This window comes from Polyangium fumosum (assembly GCF_005144585.1).
Classification (GTDB): domain Bacteria; phylum Myxococcota_A; class Polyangia; order Polyangiales; family Polyangiaceae; genus Polyangium; species Polyangium fumosum.
In genome coordinates this window covers 1-24,456 of sequence record NZ_SSMQ01000114.1, presented here as the reverse complement: position 1 = coordinate 24,456, position 24,456 = coordinate 1, and the positions used below count along the sequence as shown (strand labels likewise).

The following is a 24,456-nucleotide window of genomic DNA, read 5'->3' as shown; positions in this document are numbered from 1 at the left end:
TGCTACCGGGCGCTCCGGCGCTTACCCGGACGGGACTCTCACCCGTTGGAGACGTGCAGCGCAAGACCGACCCTCGAACCGGTGTCCCGGCCGTTTGGTCGATCTCCTCACGACGCACCATGGCGCGGCACCATACTCCCCGCGCCCGCGCCTGTCACCCGGGCAATTCAGAAGAGCGAGAGCTGGCGCCGCGCGCCCGTGACGTCGTCGAAATCGCGCCCGCCCGACAAACGCAGCACCGCGTCCGCGATCGGCTTGATCTGGTGCTCGACATAATGTTCGTGATCCAATGGGGACGAACGCGCGCTCGTGGGCTCGGGGCCGTTTTTCGTGACCACGTACGAGACGACGCGGCCCGCGTCCGCGCCGAGCCTGCGCGCCGCTTTTACGTGCGGCGGCGTGGTCTTCGTGTAGGCGTCGAGGGGCTTGCGGAGCGCCTTGCGGTAGACGAGCTCCGCGTCGAATCGGCCCGCCCGGAGGTCTTCGACGAACGCTAAGACAAACGGCTCGACGGGACGATCGTGAAAGACACGATCCAGGAGCTCGCGCTGGAATCGCCGCGCGATGGCGCTCGTATCTCGCCGGACCGCTTCGAGGCCAACAATCTCGACCTCGCCGTCCCCGCGCGGGCGATACACGAGCCCCGCGTACCGCTTCTTGCTGCCCTCGGCGCGGCCGCGCATCTCGGGCAGGAAAAACCGCGCGTACATCTTCGCAAATGCGAGGTCGAGGTGGCTCTGCACGGAGAACGCGCGGGCGAGCGCGTCATCGACCTCCGCAGCGATGTGCGCGCGGAGAGCGTCCGCATACGCCGCGGCTTTTTCGGGATCGGGCTCGCCCACGTCGACGAAGAGCGAGTCGGTGTCGCCATAGAGCACGCGATGCCCGGGCCGCGACGCGGCGGCGCCGGCCGCGACGCGGATGACCCATTGCCCCGCGAGCGGGATCGCGCTCGCCACGGGCGGAGAAAACAGGCGCGACGCGGGGGATCCGAGCACGCCGTAGAGGGAGTTCATGAGGATCTTGATGGCCTGCGCGCGTTGCTCGTCGCCGCTCCGCCGCGCCTCCTGCCGCTCCGCGCCGAGCCGCGCCACGAGATCGGGCAGGATGCCCCGCTCATCGCGCCGGAACGTCGCGCCGCCGGGGACGTGAATCACGCTCGGATCCCCGGGAGGGCCTTCGCCCGCGAAGGTCATCGGGTCGATGTTGAAGGTGCGGATGAGGCTCGGGTAAAGAGATTTGAAGTCATAGACGAGGACGTTCCGAAAAAACCCGGGTTTACCATCGAGGACGAGGCCGCCCGCGAGCGGGCCCGTGTCGAGATCGTCGTCACGGGTGACCGAGGGCGCGACGCGGCCGCGGCTCCGGATCTCGCCGAGGTACAACGAGTCCACGGCGGCGATCTGCGAACCGACCCGATCGGGCGGCATGCCTGTGAGCAGGCTGCGCTCGACGGCGAGCTCGACGAGGCCGAGCTTCTGCACGATCTCCAGCACGAGCCGGGCATCTTCGAGGTTGTACGCGGCGAGCGCGGCGGGATCGTCGCGAAAGGCGGATTCGATGGCGTCGCCACGTCCTTCGGGGCCAAACAGTTTTCCGCGGCCGAGGATCGTGCGCGCCGCGGTCTCCAGGCGATAGTCGTCGAGCCGCACGTACGCGCCCCGCACGAGCGCGAGTCCGTCGAGCACGACGCGGCCGGGGACGAACGCGCGCGCCTCGCGGGTGAAGCCGGGATCACGGCGGATCGTGGGGTTGCCCGAGGCGCGGCCGAGCGAGCAAGGGAGGCGCGCGCGGCGGGCGAACGCGACGAGCTGGGGGAGGTCGAAATCGGGCAGGCTCCAGCCCGTGAGCACGTCGGGGTCGGCCTTTTGGACGTGCTCGAAAAACGCGGCGAGGAGGGAGCGTTCGTCGGAAAAAACGTTGACAGACGCGGGGTATGGGGGCACAGCCCGGCTTGTCCGGGCGGAGCCCCCATCGTCAGAAGGCAAGTTCGTCGCGGCGCCGCCTTGCATGAGGAAGACACGCTCGCCGCCTTGCCCCGCGGCCGCGATGGAGAAGAGGCGCGCGCCGTCGAGGCTGGTCTCGATGTCGAACGAGAGCACGGAGAGGCGCGGGACAAACGAGGCCGGCTCGATGCGTGGGTTCCTGTAGACGCGGCCCACGCCGCGGCGGCGCTCGAACGGGCCCTCGACGGAGAAGGCGCCGCGGATGCCGTGATCGACGAGGAAACGCTGTACGAAGCGCACGTCCGCTTCGAGCGCGATCACGCCGCTCGCGAGGAGCGATGCACGCAGCCCGGCGAGGCGCTCGGGGTTCGGGGCCTCGATTCGCAAGACGGGATCTCCGGCGAACGAGACGAGGGGCGTATCCGACAAGCGCTCGCCCGCGACGCGGCGCGCCACGGCCTCGTCCCGCGCGGGCACGAAGAAATAAGGACGATGCTGGTCGTGCACGAGGAGCGCGGGCTCGCCACAGGCGAGGACGGCATACAGGTGCACCTCGGTCCGATCGTCGTGGATCCGGTAGGTCGGAGTCAGGATGAATCCGCGTTCGGCCTTCACACGCGTCGTCCCGGAGCGTCTACCTGCTAGACGGTACAACGCTGTAGACCACGGCACGGCATTGGTTGCAAGCGGCAGGCCGTGCCGCGCTGCGGCATGACCTTATGGAGCAAGGTTCCCGGACGAACCACCCGGACGGAGGCGTCGAAACGCGGCTCGCCTGTTGAATCCGCGTGCTCGCGTGTGGACGGGGGTGTATCGTCGTGACCGTACTTTTCACCTGGAGCTCGGACGATGGGCCACGATCATCGCATGAAGCGGAGGCAATTCATCGAGATGGGAGCATCGAGCATCGCGGCGGCGTCGGCGAGCGGGTTCCTGCTCGGCTGCGCGGGGCAGGCGCTCGAAAAGCCCACCACGGCCGCGGTCGTGCCCTCGGCCGACGCGCCGCGGGTCTCGTATTTCAGCCGATTCGGCGTGGACGAGGGGATGATCCGGGACGGGCTCGCGGACGCGCTCTCGCGCGGCGCCGATCACGCCGACCTCTTCTTCCAGCACCGCGTCTCCAATGGATTGCAGCTCGAAGACGGCGAGGTGAACCGCGCCTACACGCGCGTCGAGCTCGGCGTGGGCGTGCGCGTGGTGCGCGGCGATCAGACGGGCTACGCGTATACGGAGGAGCTCACGCGCGAGGCGATCAAGCGCGCGGCGCAGACGGCGGCCGCGGTCGCGGACGGGCCCGCGCGGCCCGCGCCCAAGGCGCTCGCGGTCGGGGCGGCGCTGCCGCAAAGGTACACGCTCGACGTGCCCTGGGACGGCATCAAGCCCGCGCAAAAGCTCCCGATCCTCGACGGCGTGAACGCGGCGATCTTCAAGATGGATGGCCGCATCAAGAAGGTGAGCGTCTTCTTCGCGGACGAGGCGGGCGCGATCCTCATCGCCGACAGCCAGGGCCGGCTCGTCGAGGATTTCCAGCCGATGACGGTCCTCTACGTCTCGTGTGTCGCCGAGCAAGGCGGCCGCAAGGAGACGAACGGCTACAACGTCGCCGGGCGGCGCGGGTTCGACTTTTATTCGCCGGAGACCGTGGGCCGCGTGGTGCGCGAGGCGGTCGCGCGGACGACCGTGCTCTTCGACGCGGTGCCGGCGCCGGCCGGGGAGATGCCCGTGGTGCTCGCGGCGGGCTCGTCGGGCATCCTCCTGCACGAGGCGATCGGCCACGGCATGGAGGCCGATTTCAATCGCAAGGGCACGTCGATCTACGCGGACAAGATCGGCAAGCCCATCGCCCAGCCTTTCGTGAACATCGTCGACGACGCGGCGCAGCCACACGCGCGCGGCGCGATCAACGTCGACGACGAGGGCAACCCGGCGGGCACGACGACGCTCGTCGATAAGGGCGTGCTCGCGACGTACATGCACGACTCCATCTCGGCGAAGCACTACGGCCTGAAGCCCACGGGCAACGGCCGACGGCAGAGCTACCAGCACCCGCCGATGCCGCGCATGCGGGCGACGTACATGCTACCCGGGCCACACGAGCACGACGAGATCGTGGCCTCGGTGAAGCGGGGCATCTACTGCCAGAGTTTTTCGAACGGCCAGGTCCAGATCGGCGCCGGGGATTTCACGTTTTACGTGAAGAACGGCTTCCTCATCGAGGACGGCAAGCTCACCCGGCCGATCAAGGACGTGAACATCATCGGCAACGGCCCGCGGGTGCTCGAGCGCATCGACATGGTGGGCAAGGACCTCGTCATCGACGAGGGCGGCTGGACCTGCGGCAAGGACGTGCAGAGCGTGCCCGTCTCGCAGGGCATTCCCACGGTGCGCGTCTCCTCGATCACGGTGGGCGGTCAAGGCGGAACCCAGGGCGCCAAGGCGAGCGCGAAGGGCTGAGGGGCGTCATGACGAACGAAGCCATGCTGCAAATCGCCAGGAACGCGGTTTCTCTGGCCAAACAAAAGGGAGCGGCGGAGGTCGCGGCCGTCGCGCGGGTGAAGCGGGACGTCGACGTCACCTGGCGCGACGGCAAGCTCGAAAAGATCACGGAGGCGACGAGCCGCGGGCTCGAGGTCCGGCTCTACGTCGACGGTCGGTACTCGACCTGCTCGACGAGTGATCTGCGCCCCGAGGGCCTCGCGTCGTTCCTCGACAACGCCATCGGCCTCACGCGCACGCTGGCGAAGGATCCGCACCGGAGCCTGCCGGATCCGGCGCTTTATTCGAAGGCGACGCCGGAGGGCCTGTCGATGGCCGATCCGAAGATCGAGAGCATCACCGCGCTCGACCTGCGCCGCACGGCGCAGTCCATGGAAGAGGCCGCGCGAAGCGTCAAGGGGAGCGAGGCGATCCTGAGCGTCACCACGAACGGCTACCATTCGTGGAGCGAGACGACGCAGGTGCATTCGAATGGGCTCGAAGCGAGCTTCGCAGGCACGGAGTTCTCGATCTCGGCCGACGTGAGCATCAAGGACGACGACGGGCGCAGGCCCGAGGAGGGCGAATACGCCTGGGTGCGGCTCTACGCGGATCTGCCCGACGTGGCCGCCGTGGGACGCCGCGCGACCGAGCGGGCGCTCGCGCGGCGGGGCGCCAAGAAGGCCCCCTCGGCCGTGATGCCGGTGCTCATCGACAACCGCGCCGCGGGCCGCTTTTTGAGTTATTTGCTCCGCCCGCTCACCGGGGCCGCGCTGCAGCAGAAGCGCTCGTTCCTCGAAGGGTTCGTGGGCAAACCGTTCGGCAGCGACAAGCTGGATTTCGCGGACGACCCGCTCCTGCCGAAGGGGCTCGGCACGCGCCCGTTCGATGGCGAGGGCCTGGCCGCGCGGCGGATGCCCGTCTTCGAGAAGGGCGTCCTCAAGAACCATTACATCGACACGTATTACGGCAAAAAGCTCAGCATGGCGCCGACCACGGGTGGCTCGACGAACATCGCCTGGAAGCTCGGCCCGAAGACGCAGGCCGCGCTCGCCCTCGACGTGAAGGAGGGCCTCCTCATCACGTCGTTCCTCGGCGGGAACTCGAACGACGCGACGGGCGATTTTTCGCTCGGCGTGCAGGGCTTCGTGATCCGCGGCGGCAAGATCGCCGAGCCGATCGCCGAGATGAACGTGTCCGGCCGCCACGTCGACGTGTGGAAGCGCCTCATCGCCGTCGGCAACGATCCTTTCGCCTATGGCACGAGCCGCACCCCGACGCTCGTCTTCGACGGCATGCAGGTCGCGGGGACCTGAGCCGACGAGAACATCGATCGGGTGGACAACCGCTCGATGTTCTAGTTGTTCGGCGCCCCGGCGCAGATCCAGTTCGCCACCGTGGTGATCTGCGCTGAAGGCAGCATCCCGACTTTGGGCATCTTCGATCCCGAGCAGAGGTCGATGTTCATCATCTTGTCGATGAGGTAGCTCTGCGCGGGGTCGCCGGGCAGGACGAGCTTGCGGCCATCATTGCATTGCGTAGCGGCGACGTTGACAAGCTCGGCATGCGCCTTTCCGATGCTCAGATCGAGCCCTTCCTGCGCGTTGACGCCCTTGTGGCAGCCGGCGGAAGCGCAGTTCGTGGTGAAGATGGGCTGCACGTCGACGGCGAACGAGACGCTCCCGCTGCCGCACGTGCAGGTCCCGCCCGCGCACGTTTGCCCGGCCGCGCACGTGTTGCCGCAGGCGCCGCAGTTGTTCGGATCGGTCTGCGTATCGACGCACGTGCCGCCGCAGGAGGCGCCTCCGCCGGGGCAAGCGCACGCGCCGTCGAGGCACGTCGTGCCCGCCGCGCACACCTTGCCGCACGCCCCGCAGTTTGCCGGGTCTGTGGTCGTGTTGATGCAGGCGCCATTGCAGGCCGAGGTCCCGGCCGGGCACGTACACATGCCGGCGATGCATGAGGCTCCGGCTGCGCAGGCGTTCCCGCACGCGCCGCAGTTCGTCACGCTCGTGCTCGTATCTACGCAGGATGCGCCGCAGGTCTCGAGCATCCCGCAGCTCGCGAGGCATGCGCCGCCATTGCAAACCTTCCCCGCGCCGCAGCTCGTGCCGCACGTGCCGCAGTTCATCGGGTCCGACGTTGTATCCACGCATTGACCGTTGCACGCCTCGAGCCCGCCTGGGCAAGCGCATTGCCCTCCCGCGCAGAGCGAACCTTGCGGACAGGGTTTGTCGCAGCCGCCGCAGTTCGCAAGGTCGACGGACGTGTCCAGGCAGGCGTCCCCGCACGCCGTGAGCGCCCCGCTGCACGCGCATGCGCCCCCGCCGCACGTGGCCCCGGGTGGACAAACCTTCCCGCAGGCCCCGCAGTTCGTGGGATCCGTGGCGAGGTCGACGCAGTTTTCGCCGCCGCACATTTCGCATGGCAGCGCGTCGGTGCCTCCGTCCGGCGTGCTGCCCTCGGGGAGGCCAGCGATCCAGGATTCGATGCATGCGATATCCGCGGCCGGAAGGGCGCCCGTGGGTGGCATGCGGAGGCCGCAGCCGGGCATGGCCAGCCTCATTTTTTCGACCAGGAATGATTGTTCTGGTTTGCCCGGTACCACGAGGACCTTGTTTTCGCAGGTGCCCGAGGGCGCCTCGACGAGCCGCTGCTCGACGCCCGCCGACGCGAGGTCGAGGAAGGCCGCGGGCTCGACGGAGGCATGACATCCCTGTTGTGAACAGGACCGCGCGAAGATGGTCTCCTGAATGGATCCGAGGTCCGGCGTGCACGTGTCTCCGGGCGTGGGCTGCGTGCTCGTCCCGGAGCAAGCCAAGACGAGCGCGCCCGCGGACGCCGCAAGCGAGACGAGGACCAACCAAGGAAAGGCTCGACGTCCTGATTTCGCGAAAGTCATGAACATACCTTATCCAAATCGTTTGGCATTTGTAATATTGAATCGCGCCAAAACACCCGCCCCCAGAAAATAGTGCCAGGCCGCTGGATTGAAAAATGGGCGGAAAGGCGGGAAAAGGTGGCGTGCGAGCGGGGATCCGGGCTGCCGGATCCCCGCCGTTCAGAAGCTCACTTGCAGATCTTCTTGCCCTTGACGCCGCAGGTGCCCGAGCAGCAATCCGAGCCGGCCGAGCAGGTCGCGCCGGAGGCGCCGCAGGTGGGCCCGCCGCCGCCACTGCCGCTGAGCAGGGCGTCGAGCGCGTTCTTCGCGCGCACGAGGCCATACCCGAAGTTCACGTCGCGGCCGGCCGCGCCAAGGTCCTCCGCCGTCGAGGTGAGCGCATTGCGGACGTCGTTGTTCGTCGCCGTCGGCTTCTGGCTCCAGATGAGCGCCGCGACGGCCGAGACGTGCGGCGTCGCCATCGAGGTGCCGTCCCACGCTTCATACCCCGTGCCCGGAATCGTCTGGATCGTGTTCAGCGAGGCACTCGCGCCGAGCGAGCCCGCGACGAGGGCCTGGCCCTCTTCCATGCCAATGCCGATGGCCGGGATCGCGCTCGTGCCGTTGAGCGTGCCTGCGAAGCCGCCGGAGACGTTGTTGTAGATGACCGCGCCCGCGGCGCCGCCGGCCTGCGCATTGTTGACCTTGTCCGCGAAGCTGACGACGCCGCGCTGGCAGAGCACGATCTTGCCCGCCCACGCGCCGACCGAGTCGCAGAGACCGCCGTCGACGAGCGCACCCGAGACCGACTTCGCCGCCGCGCCATCGATGTTCGAGCCCGCGTAAGCGCTCGATCCCACGGTGAGGCTCGGCGTCGTCCACGGCACGGTCGAGAGGACCTGCACGCCCGGCGCCGCGATCTCGACGTCGGCGTTGTATTGCGAGAAGTCCGCCTTCGCCTTCGCCGAATCGACGGCCGCCACGGACATGACGGACGCGTACCCCGCCGGATACGAGGTCTTGTTGTTGCCGCCGTTGCCCGCGGCCGCGATATTGAGCACGCCCGCGGCGTTCGCATTGTCGAACGCGTTCTTCTCCGTCGTACTGGAGAAGCTGCCGCCGAGGCTCATGCTCACGACCTGTGCGCCCGCGCTCCGGCATTCGTTCAGCGCGGCCACGAGGTCCGAGGCGTACGACCAGGCGCAATCGGCGCCGTCGAAAACCTTCACGATGTGGAGCGAGACGTTGTTCGGCGCGACGCCGATGACGCCCTGCGAGTTGTTCACCGCAGCGATCGTACCGGCGACGTGCGTGCCGTGGCCGCAGGAGTCCGTGTTCCACGAAGTGCCGCTCTGCCCCGTGACAGGCAGGCCCTGGAGATCGGCGTGTCCGGCATGGAAGCCTGAGTCGATGATGCAGACCTTGGTGCTGCCCCCCGCGCTCGCGAAGGCGGAGTCGGTCGCCTGCACCATCGAAATGCCATACGGCGTCGTCTGGCCGTAAAGCTCCCGGCGCTGATCGACCTCGACGTACTCGACGTTCGGGTTGTTCGCCATGGCCTCGACCGCTGCGTCGGGCAGGTACACGGCGCTCGCCGCCTGCTCGGGCAACTCCCGCGCGACCTTGCCGCCCGCAGCCGCAATCGAGGCGCCACGCCGGCCGTAATCCTTGAACTTGATGATGTACCGGCCCTCGGCCGAGAGGGCGATCGGAGCGGCTCCCACGTCCTCCCCGCCTTCGTCCGCGCCGATGGCGCAAGCCGCAAGGCCGAGCGAAGCAATCACGAGCGCGAGAGAATGACGAAGATTGTGCGTCATGTCGGTTCCTTCCGGGATATGAAAATGATGGGCGGGCGTCGCCGATCAAAAACGACGACGAAATGGCCATGGCGTCGAGGACGCGCCACGCGCGCGCATCTGCGCGCCACGCGTATTCATCGCGCGCCTCGACACTCTGTATTGCAGCGTCACGCCGTGGTTGGGTCAACGCGCGAGGGGCTCACCAAGGTGGGCTGTGACGCAGATCCGACGAGACCCCTTCGGGAACCGGAGCCGCCCGCGTGAACAGGAATATTATTCTGCTTGGGGCAACATTGCAAGCGGTTCCATTTCGAAAATAATGTATGCGAACCTGGTCCAATCATTGACCAGAACTCGCGGACGCCCAGGTCACGCACGTGACCAGGGCATGGCGATATGGACGCACGGCGCCGCCGGCCGAGCCGCGCTCGGCGGGCTCTGAATCCCTCGCGCGAGGCCGAGAACGCAATCGCCTCCTCCAGCGCCTCCGGGTCGACGGGCATCGACGGGCTTCCTCACGTGTTCGTCAAGCCCCGCCTCGAACGCCTTTCGCTTGTCCTCGCACTGCCAATAGACGCCGAGCGCCACGAGGCCGATGTGGCGCGTCAAAAGATTGGCTCGGATCTGCCTCGCGACCTCGGACGTGCGGAGGCTCCCGATCGAACCCGCAATGCACCCGCCCACGGGGGCTTCAGGGCGTCCAGGTGGCCGCGATCGTCCGGCGCTGCTCGGCGCTCGTGGTGACGATTCCACCCGGGTTCATCGAGAAGAGCGCGTCCCGCGTGGTGATCGTCTTGGAGATCGAGACCTGGAGCGCACAAGGCGCGAGGGGCGGGCCCGCCGGCGGCGGGCGGAGCTCGGCCTGCGTGAGCACGAGCATGCCCGTGTCCTCGTCGAGCGCGCGCGTGAGCGGGTCGATGCAATCGCCCTGGACCGTCACCACGACCTCGCCGCCCTCGGGCTCGGCCTCCCAGGAGAGCGTGAGCGGGAGATCCTGCGTGAGGCCCGCGGCGGTCATCGTGAACGGGCGCGGGACCTCGACGACGACGCCGTGCACGTCGCGATCGCTCTGGCGTTCGAGGTCGAGGAGGAAATCACCCGGCAGCGCGTCGAGCTTCACCGAATGGATCGGCGCGCCATTGAGCTCGCCTTCCACCATCGGGCGGCGTGTCCCGTCCACCGTGACGAACAACGCGTCGCCGCCCGTGAGCTCCACGGCGCCGATGGGGCTGCCGACCCGCACGTCGATCGCCGCCGCGGCGCCGTCATCGAGCGCCGTCACGCCGAGCAACATGTCCCGCGTGGAGACCCGATCCGAGACGCGCACCGGATCGAGACCGCAGCCGGCGAGCGTCATCACGACCAGAAAAAAACCGGTCGTCCTCGCGCGGCTCATCGAATCACCAATCCCGCCGTCGGGCCGAGCCAGTAGGTGCGGTACAATCGCTCGGGATCCCCCTGCGTGACGTCGTCGATGCGTCCGCGAAGGCCGAGATGCCACCATTTGTACCCGCCCGCGACCTCGAGATCGTAGGAGCGCACCCAGCCCGCGTCCGAGGTGATGGGCGTGAACCGAAACGAGGTGAAGAACCGAATCGAGTTTTTCGGTTTGAGCGTGAGGCGCCCGTGCAAAAGCGGATACCCCGTGCCCCCGCGGCCGAGCCACACGGGGCGCTCGAGTCCGAAGCCGCCGCCCACGCCGAGGACGATCGAGCCGTCCACGCTCCCCTTCCAGCGCGCGGGCGCGAACGCGACGGCGCCCTCGGCCGCCACGTCGAAGGTGCCCTGCGGCGTGCCGACCAGGCCGATCTGCGCGAGCACGTCGTACCCCAGCCATTTCCAGGGAAACTCCGAGATGCCGACCCGACCCCAGAGACCCCAGCCGTTGTACGGCGCGAGCGTGCCCGCCCCGAGCCGCTGATCGCCCTGGAAATAAGCCCCGTGCATCTCGAAGCGCCAGAGCGCGACGTGGGAAGGATCGCCGGCCTGCACGACCTCTGTGCCCGTGAGAATGCATGCGAGCGTGAGCGCGCCCGCGGCCCCACCGATGAATCGTCGTCCCTCGTGCACGCGTGATCGCCCCTTCGGGGAGAAGATACCATTTCCCGGCGAGGCGGGATCACGAACCCTCGCGCGTTGGCGCTTGCAAGCGCGCGCGTCCCGGGCGACAGGAGGACCATGTGCCGCGTCCTCGCCTACCTCGGTGAGCCGATCCCGCTCGAAGATCTGCTCTACAAGCCCGATGTCTCGTTCGTGAACCAGACCCACCAGGCCGCGTTCTACACCCGGCTGAACCTCGCGGGCTCGGGGCTGCTCGCGTGGGACGCGCGCTCGGAGCGCCCGGATCTGCCTTTCGCCTACCGCAGCACGCAGCTCGCCATCTACGATCGGAACCTGCGCGCGCTCGCGGCGAAGGTGCGCGCGACGTCCCTGCTCGCGCACCTGCGCGGCGTGCCGTACGACACGCGCGCCATCATCCACGAGCAGAACCTGCACCCGTTCCTGTTCGAGGGCGCGAGGCTCGCGCTCGCCCACAATGGGCAGCTCGCGCGGTTCGACGAGATGAAGTTTGCCCTCTTGCCGAAGATCCGGCCCGAGATCGCGCGCGCGATCAAAGGGACGACCGATAGCGAGTGGTTCTACGCGCTCCTGCTCTCGCAGCTCCCCGATCCGTGCGCGGATCTCGGCGCGCTCGACATCGCCCGCGGGGTCACCTCCGCGCTGCGGATCGTGGCGGGGATCCGGCGCGAGCTCGGCATCCGCACGTTTTCCCCGATGAACCTGTTCCTCTCGGACGGCAATGATCTCGTCGCCGTCTGTTATACCTACGGCCTCGGACAATTCGATGGACTCGGGGACGATTTCCACCCGCCGGAGGAGCGGGTGCTCCGGATCTGGTACACGATTGGAAAATCGTACGGCCAGTACGATGGGGAATGGCGCATGCTCTCGGCGGACGAGGACGCGAGCTCGTGCATCATCGCCTCGGAGCCGCTCACGCGGGACCACGGGACGTGGCACGCGGTGCCGCTCCAGCACCTCGTGTACGTGAAGCGAGCCGACGATCGGCCCTCGGTCGAGGTCGTTCCGCTCGACGTCGAGTAGCCCGCGCCCCGAACGTTCGAGGGCGAATCAGGCGAGGTGATGGTGCAGCGCCCGCGCCTCGGCGATGTCCCAGGCGAGATCTTCGGCGGAGACCACCTGACCGGTCTTCGTCGCGAGCTGCGGGACGAGCCACCGCGCCGCATCCCCGATCTCACCGAAGTTCTTCTCGGGGTACCCCCGGGCCTTGACGAGGCTCGTCGCCTTCACCGTGCCGCGGAGGAGGCTCGACCGCATGCCGTCGCCCTCGACGACGACGGCTTTCGCGAAGATGTGGGGCGCCATCAGGTCGTCGAGCTTGCGCATCTCGGCGTCGAGGCTGTCGGGGATGGCGAGCCGCTGCGGGATGACGACGGCGATGACGCCGAACGACGTCGCCTCGTGATCGGACGCCTCGAGCAGCCAGCGGTGCACGGCAAACGCGCGGCGCACCCGGTCGAGGTTGATGCGGCCCCAGACCTTCACGAGCACGTGGCCTCGCGTGGCGACGAGATATTCTTCGTCTGCGTCGAGGACCTGAAGCATCGTGTTCCTTTATCCAGCCCAGACCGCCCGCGTCAAGGGGCGAGGGGTCAAGGCATGGCGTGGGCCTCCAAAAAATCGAGTATGTAGTCCGTCGCAGCGAGGTCGCCCATTCCCATGGCGGAGCCGCCCGCCGGCCATTCGTGGCTCCCGCCGTCGATCGTGCAGAGCTCGACGTCGGCGCCCGCGTCGCAGCCCGTTTGGCGCTCGCAACGCGCCTTGCCTTGCTGGTAGGTCGTTTGGGTCTCCGCGTTGCAACCATTCCTCGTCGTCCAGCCTTCGATCGTGCTGGGAACCGTCTGCGCGGCAAGGGGGGTGGCATACGGGACGATGAGGTCGCTGGTCCCGTGGATGTGGAGCACGGGCACGGGCCGCGGGGGCGCGCATTCGGGGATGGCCATGGTGCCGGAGACCGCGCCGATCGAGGCGATCCGATCGGCGAGCTCGCAGGCGAGGCGGTGCGAGAGCATGCCGCCATTGGAAAAACCCGTGGCGTGGATGCGCTTCGGGTCGACGCAGTAGTCTTGCTCGATGCGGTCGAGCATGTCGCGCACGAACGGGACGTCGGGCGTGTTCTGGATCTGCGAGGTGCCGCAGCAGGTCCCCGCGTTCCAGGCCGGCACGCCAAACGGCGCCTTGCCGCGCGGAAACACGACGATGTGGCCGCGCTCGTCCACGGCCTCGGCGTAATGCGTGCGGCTCGCAAAGTCGTCGATCGACTCGGTATACCCGTGGAACGCGAGCACGACGGCCACGGGCGTCGCGGCGTCGTAGCCGGGCGGGACGTGCACCCGGAAGGACCGCTCTTCGCCGCTCGTGGTGATCGTGATGTCCTTGTCGCCGGGGGGCATCACGCTCTTGCCGACGCACACCGCGGAGCTGCCGCCGCTGCCGCCGCTGCCGCTTGCGCTTCCGCCGCTGCCGCCGCTGCCGCTTGCGCTTCCGCCGCTGCCGCCACCGCCCCCGCCACCGCTTGCGCTTCCGCCACCGCTCCCGCTCGCGCTTTCGCCTCCGCTGCCGCCGCCACCACCGCTTCCGCCTGCGCCTCCGACCGCGCCGCTCGATACCGCTCCGGGGCTCGTCCCGCCGTTGCCTCCACCGCCGAGCGAGATCGATTCCCCGCCGCCTCCGCACGAAGCCACGAGCAGGATCCAAGCCGAGATCCAAGCGCGCATGCCTCGATGCTACGTTCCCTCCCGCGTGTTGTCTCGCGCGAGGCAGCTTTGTGATGCCTTCGAACGACCTCGTTTCTTTGCAGCGTGGTTGCATGAAGCCCGGTGCGGCAATCCGTCGCCGCGCAACCAGACCGACGATCACTGCAATTGTCCGCCCCCTGCGAACGCGCCCTTGGCACGCGCCTACCGCCTCGGGTACACCTTCGCCCGATGAGCGATTTCCAGTTCCAGGACATGCTCCCCCTCGGCAAGGACGAGACGCCCTACCGCCTCGTCACGAAGGACCACGTCTCGACGATCGAGGCGGCAGGCAGGACGTTCGTGCAGGTCGAGCCGGAGGGGCTCGCGCTCCTCGCGCGGGAGGCCATGCGCGACATCGCGCACCTGCTCCGGCCGGGCCACCTCGCGCAGCTCGCGCGGATCCTCGAAGATCCCGAAGCCTCGGCGAACGACCGCTTCGTCGCGCTCGAGCTGCTCCGGAACGCGAACATCGCCGCCGGCTTCGTGCTGCCCTCCTGCCAGGACACGGGCACCGCGATCGTGATGGGCAAGAAGGGCCAGTACGTGCTGACCGAGGGCAACGACGAGGCCGCGATCGCGCGTGGCATCGCCGATACGTACCGCACGACGAACCTGCGTTACTCGCAGCTCGCGCCGCTCGACATGTACCGCGAGGTCAACACGAAGACGAACCTGCCGGCACAGATCGACATCTTCGCGACCGAAGGCGACGCCTACAAATTCCTGTTCATGGCCAAGGGCGGGGGCTCGGCGAACAAGAGTTACCTCTACCAGGAGACGAAGGCGCTCCTGAACCCGGAGAGCCTGCTCGCGTTCGTCGAGCAGAAGATCCGCGCCCTCGGCACCGCGGCGTGCCCGCCCTACCACCTCGCCGTGGTCGTGGGCGGCACGAGCGCCGAGCACACGCTCAAGGTCGCGAAGCTCGCGTCGGCGCGTTACCTCGACACCTTGCCCACGGAGGGCAACGAGCTCGGCCGCGGCTTCCGCGACGTCGAGCTCGAGCGGCAGATCCTCGCGATCACGCAGCGCACGGGGATCGGCGCGCAGTTCGGCGGAAAATACTTCTGCCACGACGTCCGCGTGATCCGCCTGCCGCGCCACGGCGCCTCGTGCCCCGTGGGCATCGCGGTCTCGTGCTCGGCCGATCGGCAGGCGCTCGCGAAGATCACGAAGGACGGCATCTTCCTGGAGGCGCTCGAACGCGACCCGGCGAAGTACCTGCCCGAGACGACGGACGCGGAGCTCTCGGGTGAGGTCGTGCAGATCGATCTCAACCGCCCGATGAGCGAGATCCGGGCCGAGCTCGCGCGGTATCCGATCAAGACGCGCCTCTCGCTCTCGGGGCCGATGGTCGTGGCGCGGGACATCGCGCACGCGAAGATCAAGGAGCGCCTCGATCGCGGCGACGGCATGCCCGAGTACATGAAGGATTTCATGGTGTATTACGCTGGCCCCGCGAAGACGCCGGAGGGATACGCCTCGGGCTCGTTCGGGCCGACGACCGCGGGGCGCATGGACGCGTACGTGGACCTCTTCCAGGCGAGCGGCGGCTCGTATGTGATGCTCGCGAAGGGCAACCGCTCACGCGCCGTGACCGAGGCCTGCAAGAAACACGGCGGCTTTTACCTCGGCTCGATCGGCGGCCCGGCGGCCCGGCTCGCGAAGGATTGCATCAAGAAGGTGGAGGTGCTCGAATACCCCGAGCTCGGGATGGAGGCGGTCTGGAAGATCGAGGTCGTCGATTTCCCGGCGTTCATCGTGGTCGACGACAAGGGGAACGATTTCTTCGCGGACATCGACGGGCCGAAAGGCAAGCGGCTCGACGTCGCGAAATAGGAGCACCGTGCGCGCCCAGACTCCGTATCGTCAGGCCGATCCGCTGGGCGCGCTCGTCTCGGAGCACCCCGTCTCGCTCGCCCAGCAGGGCGTTCGTATCGGCGTGGGGCTCTTCTGCCTCCTCATCGCGCTCGATTGTGTCGCCCTGCCGTTCTTCATCATCCCGGAGCACCTGGGGCACGATCTCGCGGCCCTCGTCGTCTTCGGCGGGGCCGCGCTCGTCTTCGGCTCGCTCGGGTTCTGGGCCTTCTCCCATTTCGTGCGGGCGCGCGGGCAACGCGTGAAGGTGCACGAGGAGGGGCTGCGCATCGGGCGCGGCAAGGACACGAAGGACCTGCGCTTCCAGGACATCACGTCCGTCGGAGGCCTCTTCTGGGAGGCGCTCGGCGACGCCCCGCCCGTGGTCTCGGCGCTCTGGCTCGACGATCACGCCGATGCCCGCATCCGCCTGCCCACGCCCGTCCGCGACCCGTACACGCTCGGCCGCGAAATCGCGTCCCGCACCTTCGATCACCGGCTGGAGAAGGCCGAGCGGCGCATCCAGGAGAAAGGGCGCGCGTTCTTCGGGCGCTGCATGCTCGACGAGACGCGCTTGCACCTCGGCGAGGGAGACGCGGTCTCGCGGCAGGACGTCCGCCGGGCCAGGCTCTCGTCGCGGTGGATCGAGGTGCGGCTCGCGAGCGGCGGCAAGCGCCTCGTGCCGACGGAAGAGGTGCCCGACGCGGACGTCTTGCTCGTGATGTTGCGGCCCAAGGCCGAAGCCTGAGCTTCACTCGAACGGAATGGGCTCCACGTGTTTGGCGGCCCTCTCGCGCCGGAGCGCCCGCGCGCGCCGCCCCTCCAAGGCAACCGGATCGTCCGCGAGGAAACGTTCGTTCGTCTGCGGGGGCAAGGGCCCTTTGTCTTTCTCGACGAGGCGCCCTTCGTACCAGCGCCGATAGGTGTGCGTGCGGTAGGCGCGGTACACCGCGATACCGGCGAGCACCACGGCGGCGACCCAGGGCGGCACCCACACCGAGCTCCCCTGCCCGAGCGCCGTCGCCGTGGAGAAGCCCGGGACACGCCGGACCCAGATCTCCCCCGGCCCCGCCGGCAATTCCAGGTAATCGTCGTCGTCGACCTCGATGCCCCTGCTCGCACGGACCGTGCCCGGCGGCGCCTCGTACCGAACATCGACGCCGTGGTGCAGGGTCGTCTTGCCTTTGCTGGTCCTCTCGAACGTCCGTTTGCCGAGGTACGTCGCGACCACGTTCTCCCCGAGCAGCACGCGCGCCCGGTAGGTGCCGAGCGGGATGAGCATGGCGAGCCCGAGCAGCCCCACCCACACGCACGTCCAGAAAAAGGCTCGCGCGCGAAGCTCGTGCCGGCGGGAGAGGCTCTCCGTCGAGACGTGCATGCCTTTCTGCGGCGAGGGCTTCATCGTCCAGCCCGTCGTGGCGGCCTGGCGATAGCCCGCGGTTTCCCCGACCTCTTCGGGATCCGGCGCCCGGTGCAGCCGCCCCTCCACCACGACCCGCTCGCCCGGCAAGAGCTCGGCCCGCAGCTTTCGCTTCGACGAATGCAGCCACTCTTTTTGATCGAGCGTGTCGACGAGCAGCACGTCGTCGGGCGGCTCGACGCGGACGCGGACGCCCGTGTCGTGGCGCAGATAAAACGGCCGCGCGAGCGTCTCGCGCTCCGTCTCCGTCCACGTATGCGACTTGTTGTTGTTCTTGTCGCTCTCTTCGCTCCCCTCCTGCGAGATCGTCACCCGCACGGCCTCGAACTCGCCCTGCGCGAACTCGACCGTGCCGGCGACGAACCGCGCCCCCTCGAAGAGCGGAGCCTTCGGCTTGATCACCGCGGCCGCCTCGACGGCCGCGCGGCGCGCGCGCCGGATCTCGCGCACGCAAAACGCGATCACGAGGACCATGACGGCGTCGATCGCGAAGACGGCGAGGTACGACCACGGCGGGTCGATGTGGTTGTCCTCGAAGACCTTGACGATGGCTTGCAAAGGACGCTCCGGGGTCAGCGGCAGGCGCCGAGCGCGCCCACGATTCGTTTCCAGTCCGGGCCATTGAGCCGTCCGGGGAGCCAGTGCACGCGGGCCTCGTTCTCCCCGATGCGGAGTTCGAGCTTGCCCACGGGGAACTCGTAATCGCGTTTCTTGGCCAGGTAATCGCGATCCTCCACCTTGGCCTTCCCGAGCTTGCCCTCCAGGCAGCCGACCAGGCCCTCGCGGCGCTCCGGGAACGCCTTGCTCCCGCGCAGGGCCACGGTCCGGAGCGTGCCCCCCTTCTCGTTGGGGTAGGAGAGCTCGGCGTTCCGCAGGAGCGGGTGATCCACGGAGACGGTGACGCCGAGCTCGATAAACGTGGACAAGGACGAGCCGGGGAACTTCTGGGTCAAGGTCGCGGCGGCCTTGTCGACGGTCGTCGTGAGGTCGATCGTCTCCAGCGCGGCGAAGGGGTGCGGCGCGCCGATCCAGCGGGCTTCCTCGGCGGTCGGGCCCGTTCCCGCGCCGAGGACGGCGTGCAGGACGAGCTTCCACATGGCGCCGAGCTGCACCTTGGCTTGCGCGCTCGTGCCGCCCACGCGCGCCCCCAGCACGGAGGCGGAGACGAGGCCGGTCTTCGCGTCCGTGTGCACGGCCACGAGGCCTGCCCAGTTCCAGCTCCCGTCCACGAGCCCGCCGTGCAGGCGGCTCCCGAGGGCCTCGAGCGCCTTGGGATCCGGCGTCGCTCCGGAGCGCTGCACGAGCGTGAAGCTCTGGGGAAACGTGGGCTCCTTGTCGTCGTACATGAACGAGATGCTCTGGTACCGCGGGTGCGAGACGGGCACGGCGAGCATGGAGCCCATGGGGCTGCCGGAGAGCGCCTTCGCGAGGCCTTCCCGGGTCTGGTCGATTCGAACGGCCGCGAGCTCCTGGGGCGACTTGCCCGGCAGCACGCCCCCTACGATCCCGCCCTTCTTCGAGGAGCCGCCCTTGGAGGGGCCGAGCGTGAGGAGGAGGACGGGGACGAGCGCCGCGGCGACCGAGACGCCCACCAGGAGGACGATCCAGTTCGCGCGCGTGTTCGCGCGCAAGGTCTCTTCGTGATACGCGAGCGCCTGGTTCGATGGGGCCGGGAACTGCGGGGGCGGGAGCCACTGCGGGGGCGGGCGGAAATCACGCGGGGTCTCGGCGGAGACGGTCCGGAGGAGGCGGCGCTCGCTGGTGGTGTCGCAGTAGCGACACTTCGTGAGCGCCGCGTCGGGCTTCACGTCGAGCGGCGCACCGCAGTGGCGACATTCGAGGATCATGGGGCAGGGACGAGGATAGCATCAGGCGATCGAGAACCAAGCGCGCCCTGCCGGTGGGGGGGTGAGGCCCGCGCGCTCAGTTTCTCAGGATCAGGACGGTGCCGGTGCAGCTCGCCGCCGTGAGGCTCACGGTGGCCGAAGTCGTCATGATCGTGCCGCGGAGATGGCAGAAAGGAACGACCTAGCCTTCATGGCACGCTCCCATTGGCTCCGACGAGCCCTCCCTGCAACCGATACCCTGTCGAATCCCTCGTGGATTGATTCTGTGTGGATTGGCCCATCGTCCACACGGAATGTGCAGCGCTCGAGCATGAGCGCGCCCAAGAAGGAACCTATGAGGTTATCGCGTCGAGCACAAGGCGATACGCGCGCGTAGGGAGGCGGGATCGGTATGCAGGGATCCCGCTCGGGGCGCGCCGGATGTCCTTTGACACAGAGACGTTATCGGGAGAATATCCGCCGGGCATTCTTCCCCACGTCGATCCCCGTACAAGCGCACCGTCATGGCTTCCGACGATTCCTCCTCCGCCGCTCGAGCAGGCGTCTCCCCATCTCATGCGCCCTCGGATGCGCTGATGGACACGCTCACCGCGCCTTCGGGCACCATGCCTGCCTTCGCTCCACGCGAGGGGGCGATGCCCGCGGCAGCCTCCGGCGCCCCTCTCCCCTTGCAGCCCGGCACGGTCCTCAAACATTACGAGCTCATTCGCAAGCTCGGCGCGGGCGGGATGGGGATGGTCTTTCTGGCCCGCGACGTTCGCCTCGGCCGGCTCGTCGCCATCAAGTTCCTGCTCGAGCATACGGGGCAAGCGGCCACGCGTTTCCTCGCCGAGGCGCGCGCGACGGCGCAATGCAAGCACGAGAATATCGTCGTCATCTACGACGTCGACGACGCGCAAGGGTCTCCCTACATGGTCCTCGAATATATCGAGGGGCGCACGCTGCGCGAGGCCATGACGGAGAGAGCACATGACGCCACGGCCGTGGTCGTCGAGCGAATGCTCCCCGTCGCGCGCGCCCTCGCCTGCGCGCACGCCATGGGCATCGTCCACCGGGATCTGAAGCCCGAAAATATCCTGCTGGCCGACGGCGGCCAGGTGAAGGTGGTCGATTTCGGCATCGCCAAGCAAGTCGCCCTCGAGCTCGTGCAAACATGGCCCACCGCGCTCGCCTCGAAGTCCCAAACACCCGCTCTGACGCAGGACGGCGCGCTCGTGGGCACGATGCCGTACATGTCGCCGGAGCAATGGCTCGGCGAGCCGCTCGACGGGCGCAGCGACGTCTGGGCCGCGGGGCTCATCCTGTTCGAGCTCGCGACCGGCGCGCATCCGCTCGCGCCGCTCGACCTACCGGCTCTCGTGGGGGTCTCGAATCTCGATACGCCCATGCCGAGCGCCCGTGACAAGCTCGGCGCGGGCCACGCGCTCGCGGAGGTGATCGATCGGTGCTTGAAAAAGCGCAAGAGCGAACGAATCGGCTCGGCCAAGGAGCTCGTGGAGCTGCTCGAACGGCTCGGCGCGGTGACGAAGACGTCCGCGGCGCTCGCCGAGGACGAGAGCCCCTTCGCGGGCCTCTCCGCATTTCAAGAATCGGACGCCGCGCGGTTCTTCGGGCGTGACGACGATATCGCCGCGGTGCTCGGCAAGCTCCGCCATCAGCAGCTCATCGCCATCGCGGGCGCTTCGGGCGCGGGGAAATCCTCGTTCGTGCGGGCGGGCGTCATTCCGGCGTTGAAGCGCGCGAGCCGCGAGATGGAGGCGTTCGTCCTTCGCCCGGGGCGGCGTCCTCTCGCTGCGCTCGCCGACGTGCTCGCGTTTTTCGCGGATAGCTCGGGCGACGCGGCGGAGGGCGGAGCCGATCCGGCGGCGATCACCGCGCTCTTGCGGACCCAGCCGGGATCGCTCGGCGAAAGGCTGCGCGCGCGGTGCAGGCGGCGCGGCAGCGAGCACCGCATCCTGCTCTTCGTCGACCAGCTCGAGGAGCTGTATACGCTGGGGATGGAAGCCTCGGAGCGGGCCGCGTTTTGCGCGTGCCTCGAGGGCGTGGCCGACGACGCGTCGTCGCCGCTGCGGGTGATCGTGACCATCCGCGCGGATTTTCTCGATCGCGTGTCGGAGGACCGGCGGTTCCTCTCGGCGATGACCCGGGGGCTCATGTTCTTGCCGCCCATGACGGCCGATGGAATGCGGAGCGCGTTGAAGAGGCCCCTCGAAGCTGCGCGGTATCGGTTCGAGGACGAGGGCCTCTGCGACGAGATGCTCGGCGATCTCGGGGGGATGAAGAGCCCGCTGCCGCTCTTGCAGTTCACGGCGACGAAGTTATGGGAGGCGCGCGACCGCGAAGAGCGGCTCTTGACGCGGGGGGCGTACCGCGCGCTGGGCGGCGTCTCGGGCGCGCTCTCGACGCACGCGGACGCGGTGCTCTCGGGGATGAGCGTGCCCGAGCAGCGGCTCGCGCAGGCCATCTTCTTGCGCCTGGTGACGCCGGAGCGGACACGCGCGGTGGTGCGTTTGGAGGAGCTCTGCGCGCTCTCGGAGGGAGCATCCATGGCCGAGCAGGTGGTGCACCACCTGGCCGACGCGCGGCTGCTCTCGATCGAGGCAGGCGGCGAGCGGGAGGGGAAGACCGTCGAGCTGACGCATGAATCGCTCATCGAGCGGTGGGCGAAGCTCCAGCAATGGCTCGACGAAAACGAAAAGGACGCGGAGTTTCTGGTCGAGCTGCGGAGCGCCGCCTCGCAATGGGAGAAGAACGGCAAGGAAAAAGGCTTCTTGTGGCGCGACGCGGCGGCGATCGAGGCGGGGCAATGGCTCGCGCGGAAGAGGGCCGAGGGCGGCGCGGAGGGGACGCTCGGGCTCGGCAAGCGGGATCGGGGGTATCTCGAGGCGGTCGTCAGGCTCGCTTCGCTGTCGCGGCGGCGGCGGCGACTGCTGACAGGCGGGATCATGACGTTTCTCGCGCTCATCGTGTTCGTGGTCTCGCTCCTCGGCGTGCAGGCCAGGAGCCAGGCGCGGCGGGCCGATGAAACGGCCGCGGAGGCCCAGAGGAACGCCACGGAGGCCCAGAGGAGCGCCGCCCTCGCGGACAGGCGGACCGCCGAGGCGCGCAATGCGAGCCGAATGGCGAGCGCGCGCGAGCACCTGTCCGACCCGACCCTGGTCCTCGCCCTGGTGCGCGAGATGGAACCTGCGGGCGAGCTTCCGCCGCGGTGGCACGAGCTGGCCCTCTGGGCCAAGCATCAGGGAATCGCGAGCGTGGTCCTCGACCACCAGGATGTCGTTTATTCGGCGGCGTTTAGCCCCGACGGCACGCGCATCGTCACCGTTTCCGGGGACAAGACCGCCTGGGTCTGGAACGCCGATGGCACGGGCGAGCCCCTGCGGCTCGAGGGGCACCAGGATGTCGTCTATTCGGCGGCATTTAACTCCGACGGCACGCGCATCGTCACCGCTTCTTTGGACAAGACCGCCCGGGTGTGGAACGCCGATGGCACGGGCAAGCCCCTGCGGCTCGAGGGGCACCAGGAGCGCGTCTATTCGGCGGCGTTTAGCCCCGACGGCACGCGCATCGTCACCGCTTCCGGGGACAAGACCGCCCGGGTCTGGAACGCCGATGGCACGGGCAAGCCCCTGCGGCTCGAGGGGCACCAGGCGAGCGTCCATGCAGCGGCGTTTAGCCCCGACGGCACGCGCATCGTCACCGCTTCCTGGGACAAGACCGCCCGGGTGTGGAATGCCGATGGCACGGGCAAGCCCTTGCGGCTCGAGGGGCACCAGGATCGCGTCTATTCGGCGGTGTGGAGCCCCGACGGCGCGCGCATCGTCACCGCTTCCTGGGACAAGACCGCCGGGGTGTGGAACGCCGACGGCACGGGCAAGCCCCTGCGGCTCGAGGGGCACCAGGCGCGCGTCTATTCGGCGGCGTTTAGCCCCGACGGCACGCGCATCGTCACCGCTTCCGGGGACAAGACCGCCCGGGTCTGGAACGCCGATGGCACGGGCAAGCCCTTGCGGCTCGAGGGGCACCAGGAGCGCGTCTATTCGGCGGCGTTTGGCCCCGACGGCACGCGCATCGTCACCGCTTCCGGGGACAAGACCGCCCGGGTCTGGAACGCCGATGACAAGAGCAAGCCCCTGCGGCTCGAGGGCCACCAGGATGGCGTCTCTTCGGCGGCGTTTGGCCCCGACGGCACGCGCATCGTCACCGCTTCCTTGGACAAGACCGCCCGGGTCTGGAACGCCGATGGCACGGGCGAGCCCCTGCGGCTCGAAGGGCACCAGGATCGCGTCTCATCGGCGGTGTTCAGCCCCGACGGCACGCGCATCGTCACCGCTTCCTGGGACAAGACCGCCCGGATCTGGAACGCCAATGGCACGGGCAAGCCCCTGCGGCTCGAGGGGCACCAGGATCGCGTCTCTTCGGCGGCGTTTGGCCCCGACGGCACACGCATCGTCACCGCTTCCTGGGACAAGACCGCCCGGGTCTGGAACGCCGATGGCACGGGCGAGCCCCTGCGGCTCGAGGGGCACCAGGATCGCGTCTATTCAGCGGCGTTTAGCCCCGACGGCACGCGCATCGTCACCGCTTCGGCAGACAAGACCGCCCGGGTGTGGAACGCCGATGGCACGGGCGAGCCCCTGCGGCTCGAGGGGCACCAGGATGGCGTCTCTTCGGCGGCGTTTAGCCCCGACGGCACACGCATCGTCACCGCTTCCTGGGACAAGACCGCCTGGGTCTGGAACGCCGATGGCACGGGCAAGCCCCTGCGGCTCGAGGGACACGGCGCACCCGTGGGTGGCGGAGCAAGGGGAGGGTGGACATTCAGCCCAGATGGCGCCCAGATCGTCACCTTCTCGGATGACAAGACCGTGCGCGTGTGGAACGCGGACGGCACGGGCGAGCCGGCGATCCTCCGCATCCCCGAGTTCGAGGCCCATTCGGCGGCGTGGAGCCCCGACGGCACGCGTATCGTCACCGCCTCGCATAGCGAGATTGACCCAGCCACCGGCAAGATGAAGCACTGGGCCACCATATGGCCCCGCCTCCAGCGCTTCACCGGCCTGGAGGACCCGGCGCTCTGGACGGCCACCCGTTATTGCCCGCCCATCGAGCTACGCAAGGAGCTGCTCGGCGTATCCGAGGACGTCGCCGTCGAGCAGCTCGCGAGCTGCCAGCGCCGCGTCGCCGAGGCGAACGACCGCCGAGCGGCGCAGCCATAACATCGTACCATGTTCGCCGTGCCGGGGCGCTGCCCCGGTCCCCGCGGGGGGCTGTCCGCCCCCTCGACCCCGGACCAGCCAGGGGCCTGAGCACTGGTCTCATCTTACGAGCCCATTCTCCCTGAGGACGCGCAGCATCTCTGCTGCGGGAGCTAGGCGTTCCAGGCCGCGACTGATGGTGACGGAGCCGGGGGG

The 24,456-nt window shown here is 68.6% G+C and carries 15 protein-coding genes; 6 read left to right on the top strand and 9 right to left on the bottom strand.

What is annotated here, in order from left to right:
• Positions 1 to 167: 167 nt before the first annotated feature.
• Entirely contained in the window at positions 168 to 2,561 is a 2,394-nt protein-coding gene (locus tag E8A74_RS48910; RefSeq protein ID WP_136936079.1) for a DNA polymerase II, read from the bottom strand.
• Between the two features lie 252 nt (positions 2,562 to 2,813).
• Here E8A74_RS48910 and E8A74_RS48905 point away from each other — a divergent pair, with 252 nt between their 5' ends.
• Entirely contained in the window at positions 2,814 to 4,400 is a 1,587-nt protein-coding gene (locus tag E8A74_RS48905) for a TldD/PmbA family protein (RefSeq protein WP_136936078.1), read from the top strand.
• A gap of 8 nt (positions 4,401 to 4,408) precedes the next feature.
• On the top strand, positions 4,409 to 5,737 hold the full coding sequence (locus tag E8A74_RS48900) for a TldD/PmbA family protein (RefSeq protein ID WP_136936077.1): 1,329 nt from the start codon (positions 4,409 to 4,411) through the stop codon (positions 5,735 to 5,737).
• Between the two features lie 41 nt (positions 5,738 to 5,778).
• Here E8A74_RS48900 and E8A74_RS48895 read toward each other — a convergent pair whose 3' ends face one another.
• The 4 genes from E8A74_RS48895 to E8A74_RS48880 form a co-directional block, all read right to left on the bottom strand.
• Positions 5,779 to 7,323 carry an MXAN_6577-like cysteine-rich protein gene (locus tag E8A74_RS48895; RefSeq protein ID WP_170229959.1) on the bottom strand — a complete coding sequence of 515 codons (1,545 nt, stop codon included), beginning with the start codon at positions 7,321 to 7,323 and terminating at the stop codon, positions 5,779 to 5,781.
• A gap of 167 nt (positions 7,324 to 7,490) precedes the next feature.
• A complete protein-coding gene (locus E8A74_RS55795) occupies positions 7,491 to 9,119 on the bottom strand; it encodes a S8 family serine peptidase (RefSeq protein WP_136936075.1) in 1,629 nt (542 codons plus the stop codon).
• Positions 9,120 to 9,792: 673 nt separating this feature from the next.
• Positions 9,793 to 10,497: a hypothetical protein gene (locus E8A74_RS48885; RefSeq protein WP_136936074.1), complete on the bottom strand. Its 705-nt coding sequence runs from the start codon at positions 10,495 to 10,497 to the stop codon at positions 9,793 to 9,795.
• Complete coding sequence (locus E8A74_RS48880; RefSeq protein ID WP_136936073.1) at positions 10,494 to 11,171, bottom strand: hypothetical protein; 678 nt, start codon at positions 11,169 to 11,171, stop codon at positions 10,494 to 10,496. The genes E8A74_RS48885 and E8A74_RS48880 overlap by 4 nt, the downstream gene beginning before the upstream one ends.
• A gap of 108 nt (positions 11,172 to 11,279) precedes the next feature.
• Between E8A74_RS48880 and E8A74_RS48875 the strand changes: the two genes are divergently transcribed.
• A complete protein-coding gene (locus E8A74_RS48875) occupies positions 11,280 to 12,206 on the top strand; it encodes a class II glutamine amidotransferase (protein WP_136936072.1) in 927 nt (308 codons plus the stop codon).
• 27 nt (positions 12,207 to 12,233) lie between these two features.
• Here the strand turns inward: E8A74_RS48875 and E8A74_RS48870 are convergent, their stop codons facing one another.
• Complete coding sequence (locus E8A74_RS48870; RefSeq protein ID WP_136936071.1) at positions 12,234 to 12,728, bottom strand: hypothetical protein; 495 nt, start codon at positions 12,726 to 12,728, stop codon at positions 12,234 to 12,236.
• Between the two features lie 47 nt (positions 12,729 to 12,775).
• Positions 12,776 to 13,900, bottom strand: a complete 1,125-nt coding sequence (locus E8A74_RS48865; protein ID WP_211365635.1) for an extracellular catalytic domain type 1 short-chain-length polyhydroxyalkanoate depolymerase — start codon at positions 13,898 to 13,900, stop codon at positions 12,776 to 12,778.
• A gap of 210 nt (positions 13,901 to 14,110) precedes the next feature.
• On the opposite strand from E8A74_RS48865, the gene E8A74_RS48855 reads away from it, so the two are divergent.
• Both E8A74_RS48855 and E8A74_RS48850 read left to right on the top strand, forming a co-directional pair.
• The gene (locus E8A74_RS48855; protein WP_136936068.1) at positions 14,111 to 15,757 is read left to right on the top strand and encodes a fumarate hydratase; all 1,647 of its coding nucleotides are present in this window, start codon (positions 14,111 to 14,113) and stop codon (positions 15,755 to 15,757) included.
• A gap of 7 nt (positions 15,758 to 15,764) precedes the next feature.
• Positions 15,765 to 16,523, top strand: a complete 759-nt coding sequence (locus tag E8A74_RS48850) for a hypothetical protein (protein ID WP_136936067.1) — start codon at positions 15,765 to 15,767, stop codon at positions 16,521 to 16,523.
• Positions 16,524 to 16,526: 3 nt separating this feature from the next.
• Here the strand turns inward: E8A74_RS48850 and E8A74_RS48845 are convergent, their stop codons facing one another.
• Both E8A74_RS48845 and E8A74_RS48840 read right to left on the bottom strand, forming a co-directional pair.
• Positions 16,527 to 17,753 (bottom strand): hypothetical protein, encoded by a 1,227-nt coding sequence (locus E8A74_RS48845; RefSeq protein WP_136936066.1) that lies wholly within the window; start codon positions 17,751 to 17,753, stop codon positions 16,527 to 16,529.
• 14 nt (positions 17,754 to 17,767) lie between these two features.
• Complete coding sequence (locus E8A74_RS48840) at positions 17,768 to 19,042, bottom strand: hypothetical protein (protein ID WP_136936065.1); 1,275 nt, start codon at positions 19,040 to 19,042, stop codon at positions 17,768 to 17,770.
• Between the two features lie 575 nt (positions 19,043 to 19,617).
• Here E8A74_RS48840 and E8A74_RS48835 point away from each other — a divergent pair.
• A complete protein-coding gene (locus tag E8A74_RS48835) occupies positions 19,618 to 24,261 on the top strand; it encodes an nSTAND1 domain-containing NTPase (protein WP_232380088.1) in 4,644 nt (1,547 codons plus the stop codon).
• Positions 24,262 to 24,456: the final 195 nt, after the last annotated feature.

What these genes read in the sequence shown, in the direction of transcription:
- E8A74_RS55795 (WP_136936075.1), bottom strand. Translation starts at nt 9,119, where the DNA reads ATGACGCACAATCTTCGTCATTCTCTCGCGCTCGTGATTGCTTCGCTC.
- E8A74_RS48865 (WP_211365635.1), bottom strand. Translation starts at nt 13,900, where the DNA reads ATGCGCGCTTGGATCTCGGCTTGGATCCTGCTCGTGGCTTCGTGCGGA.
- E8A74_RS48875 (WP_136936072.1), top strand. Translation starts at nt 11,280, where the DNA reads ATGTGCCGCGTCCTCGCCTACCTCGGTGAGCCGATCCCGCTCGAAGAT.
- E8A74_RS48855 (WP_136936068.1), top strand. Translation starts at nt 14,111, where the DNA reads ATGAGCGATTTCCAGTTCCAGGACATGCTCCCCCTCGGCAAGGACGAG.
- E8A74_RS48870 (WP_136936071.1), bottom strand. Translation starts at nt 12,728, where the DNA reads ATGCTTCAGGTCCTCGACGCAGACGAAGAATATCTCGTCGCCACGCGA.
- E8A74_RS48905 (WP_136936078.1), top strand. Translation starts at nt 2,814, where the DNA reads ATGAAGCGGAGGCAATTCATCGAGATGGGAGCATCGAGCATCGCGGCG.
- E8A74_RS48900 (WP_136936077.1), top strand. Translation starts at nt 4,409, where the DNA reads ATGACGAACGAAGCCATGCTGCAAATCGCCAGGAACGCGGTTTCTCTG.
- E8A74_RS48840 (WP_136936065.1), bottom strand. Translation starts at nt 19,042, where the DNA reads ATGATCCTCGAATGTCGCCACTGCGGTGCGCCGCTCGACGTGAAGCCC.
- E8A74_RS48895 (WP_170229959.1), bottom strand. Translation starts at nt 7,323, where the DNA reads ATGACTTTCGCGAAATCAGGACGTCGAGCCTTTCCTTGGTTGGTCCTC.
- E8A74_RS48885 (WP_136936074.1), bottom strand. Translation starts at nt 10,497, where the DNA reads ATGAGCCGCGCGAGGACGACCGGTTTTTTTCTGGTCGTGATGACGCTC.
- E8A74_RS48835 (WP_232380088.1), top strand. Translation starts at nt 19,618, where the DNA reads ATGGACACGCTCACCGCGCCTTCGGGCACCATGCCTGCCTTCGCTCCA.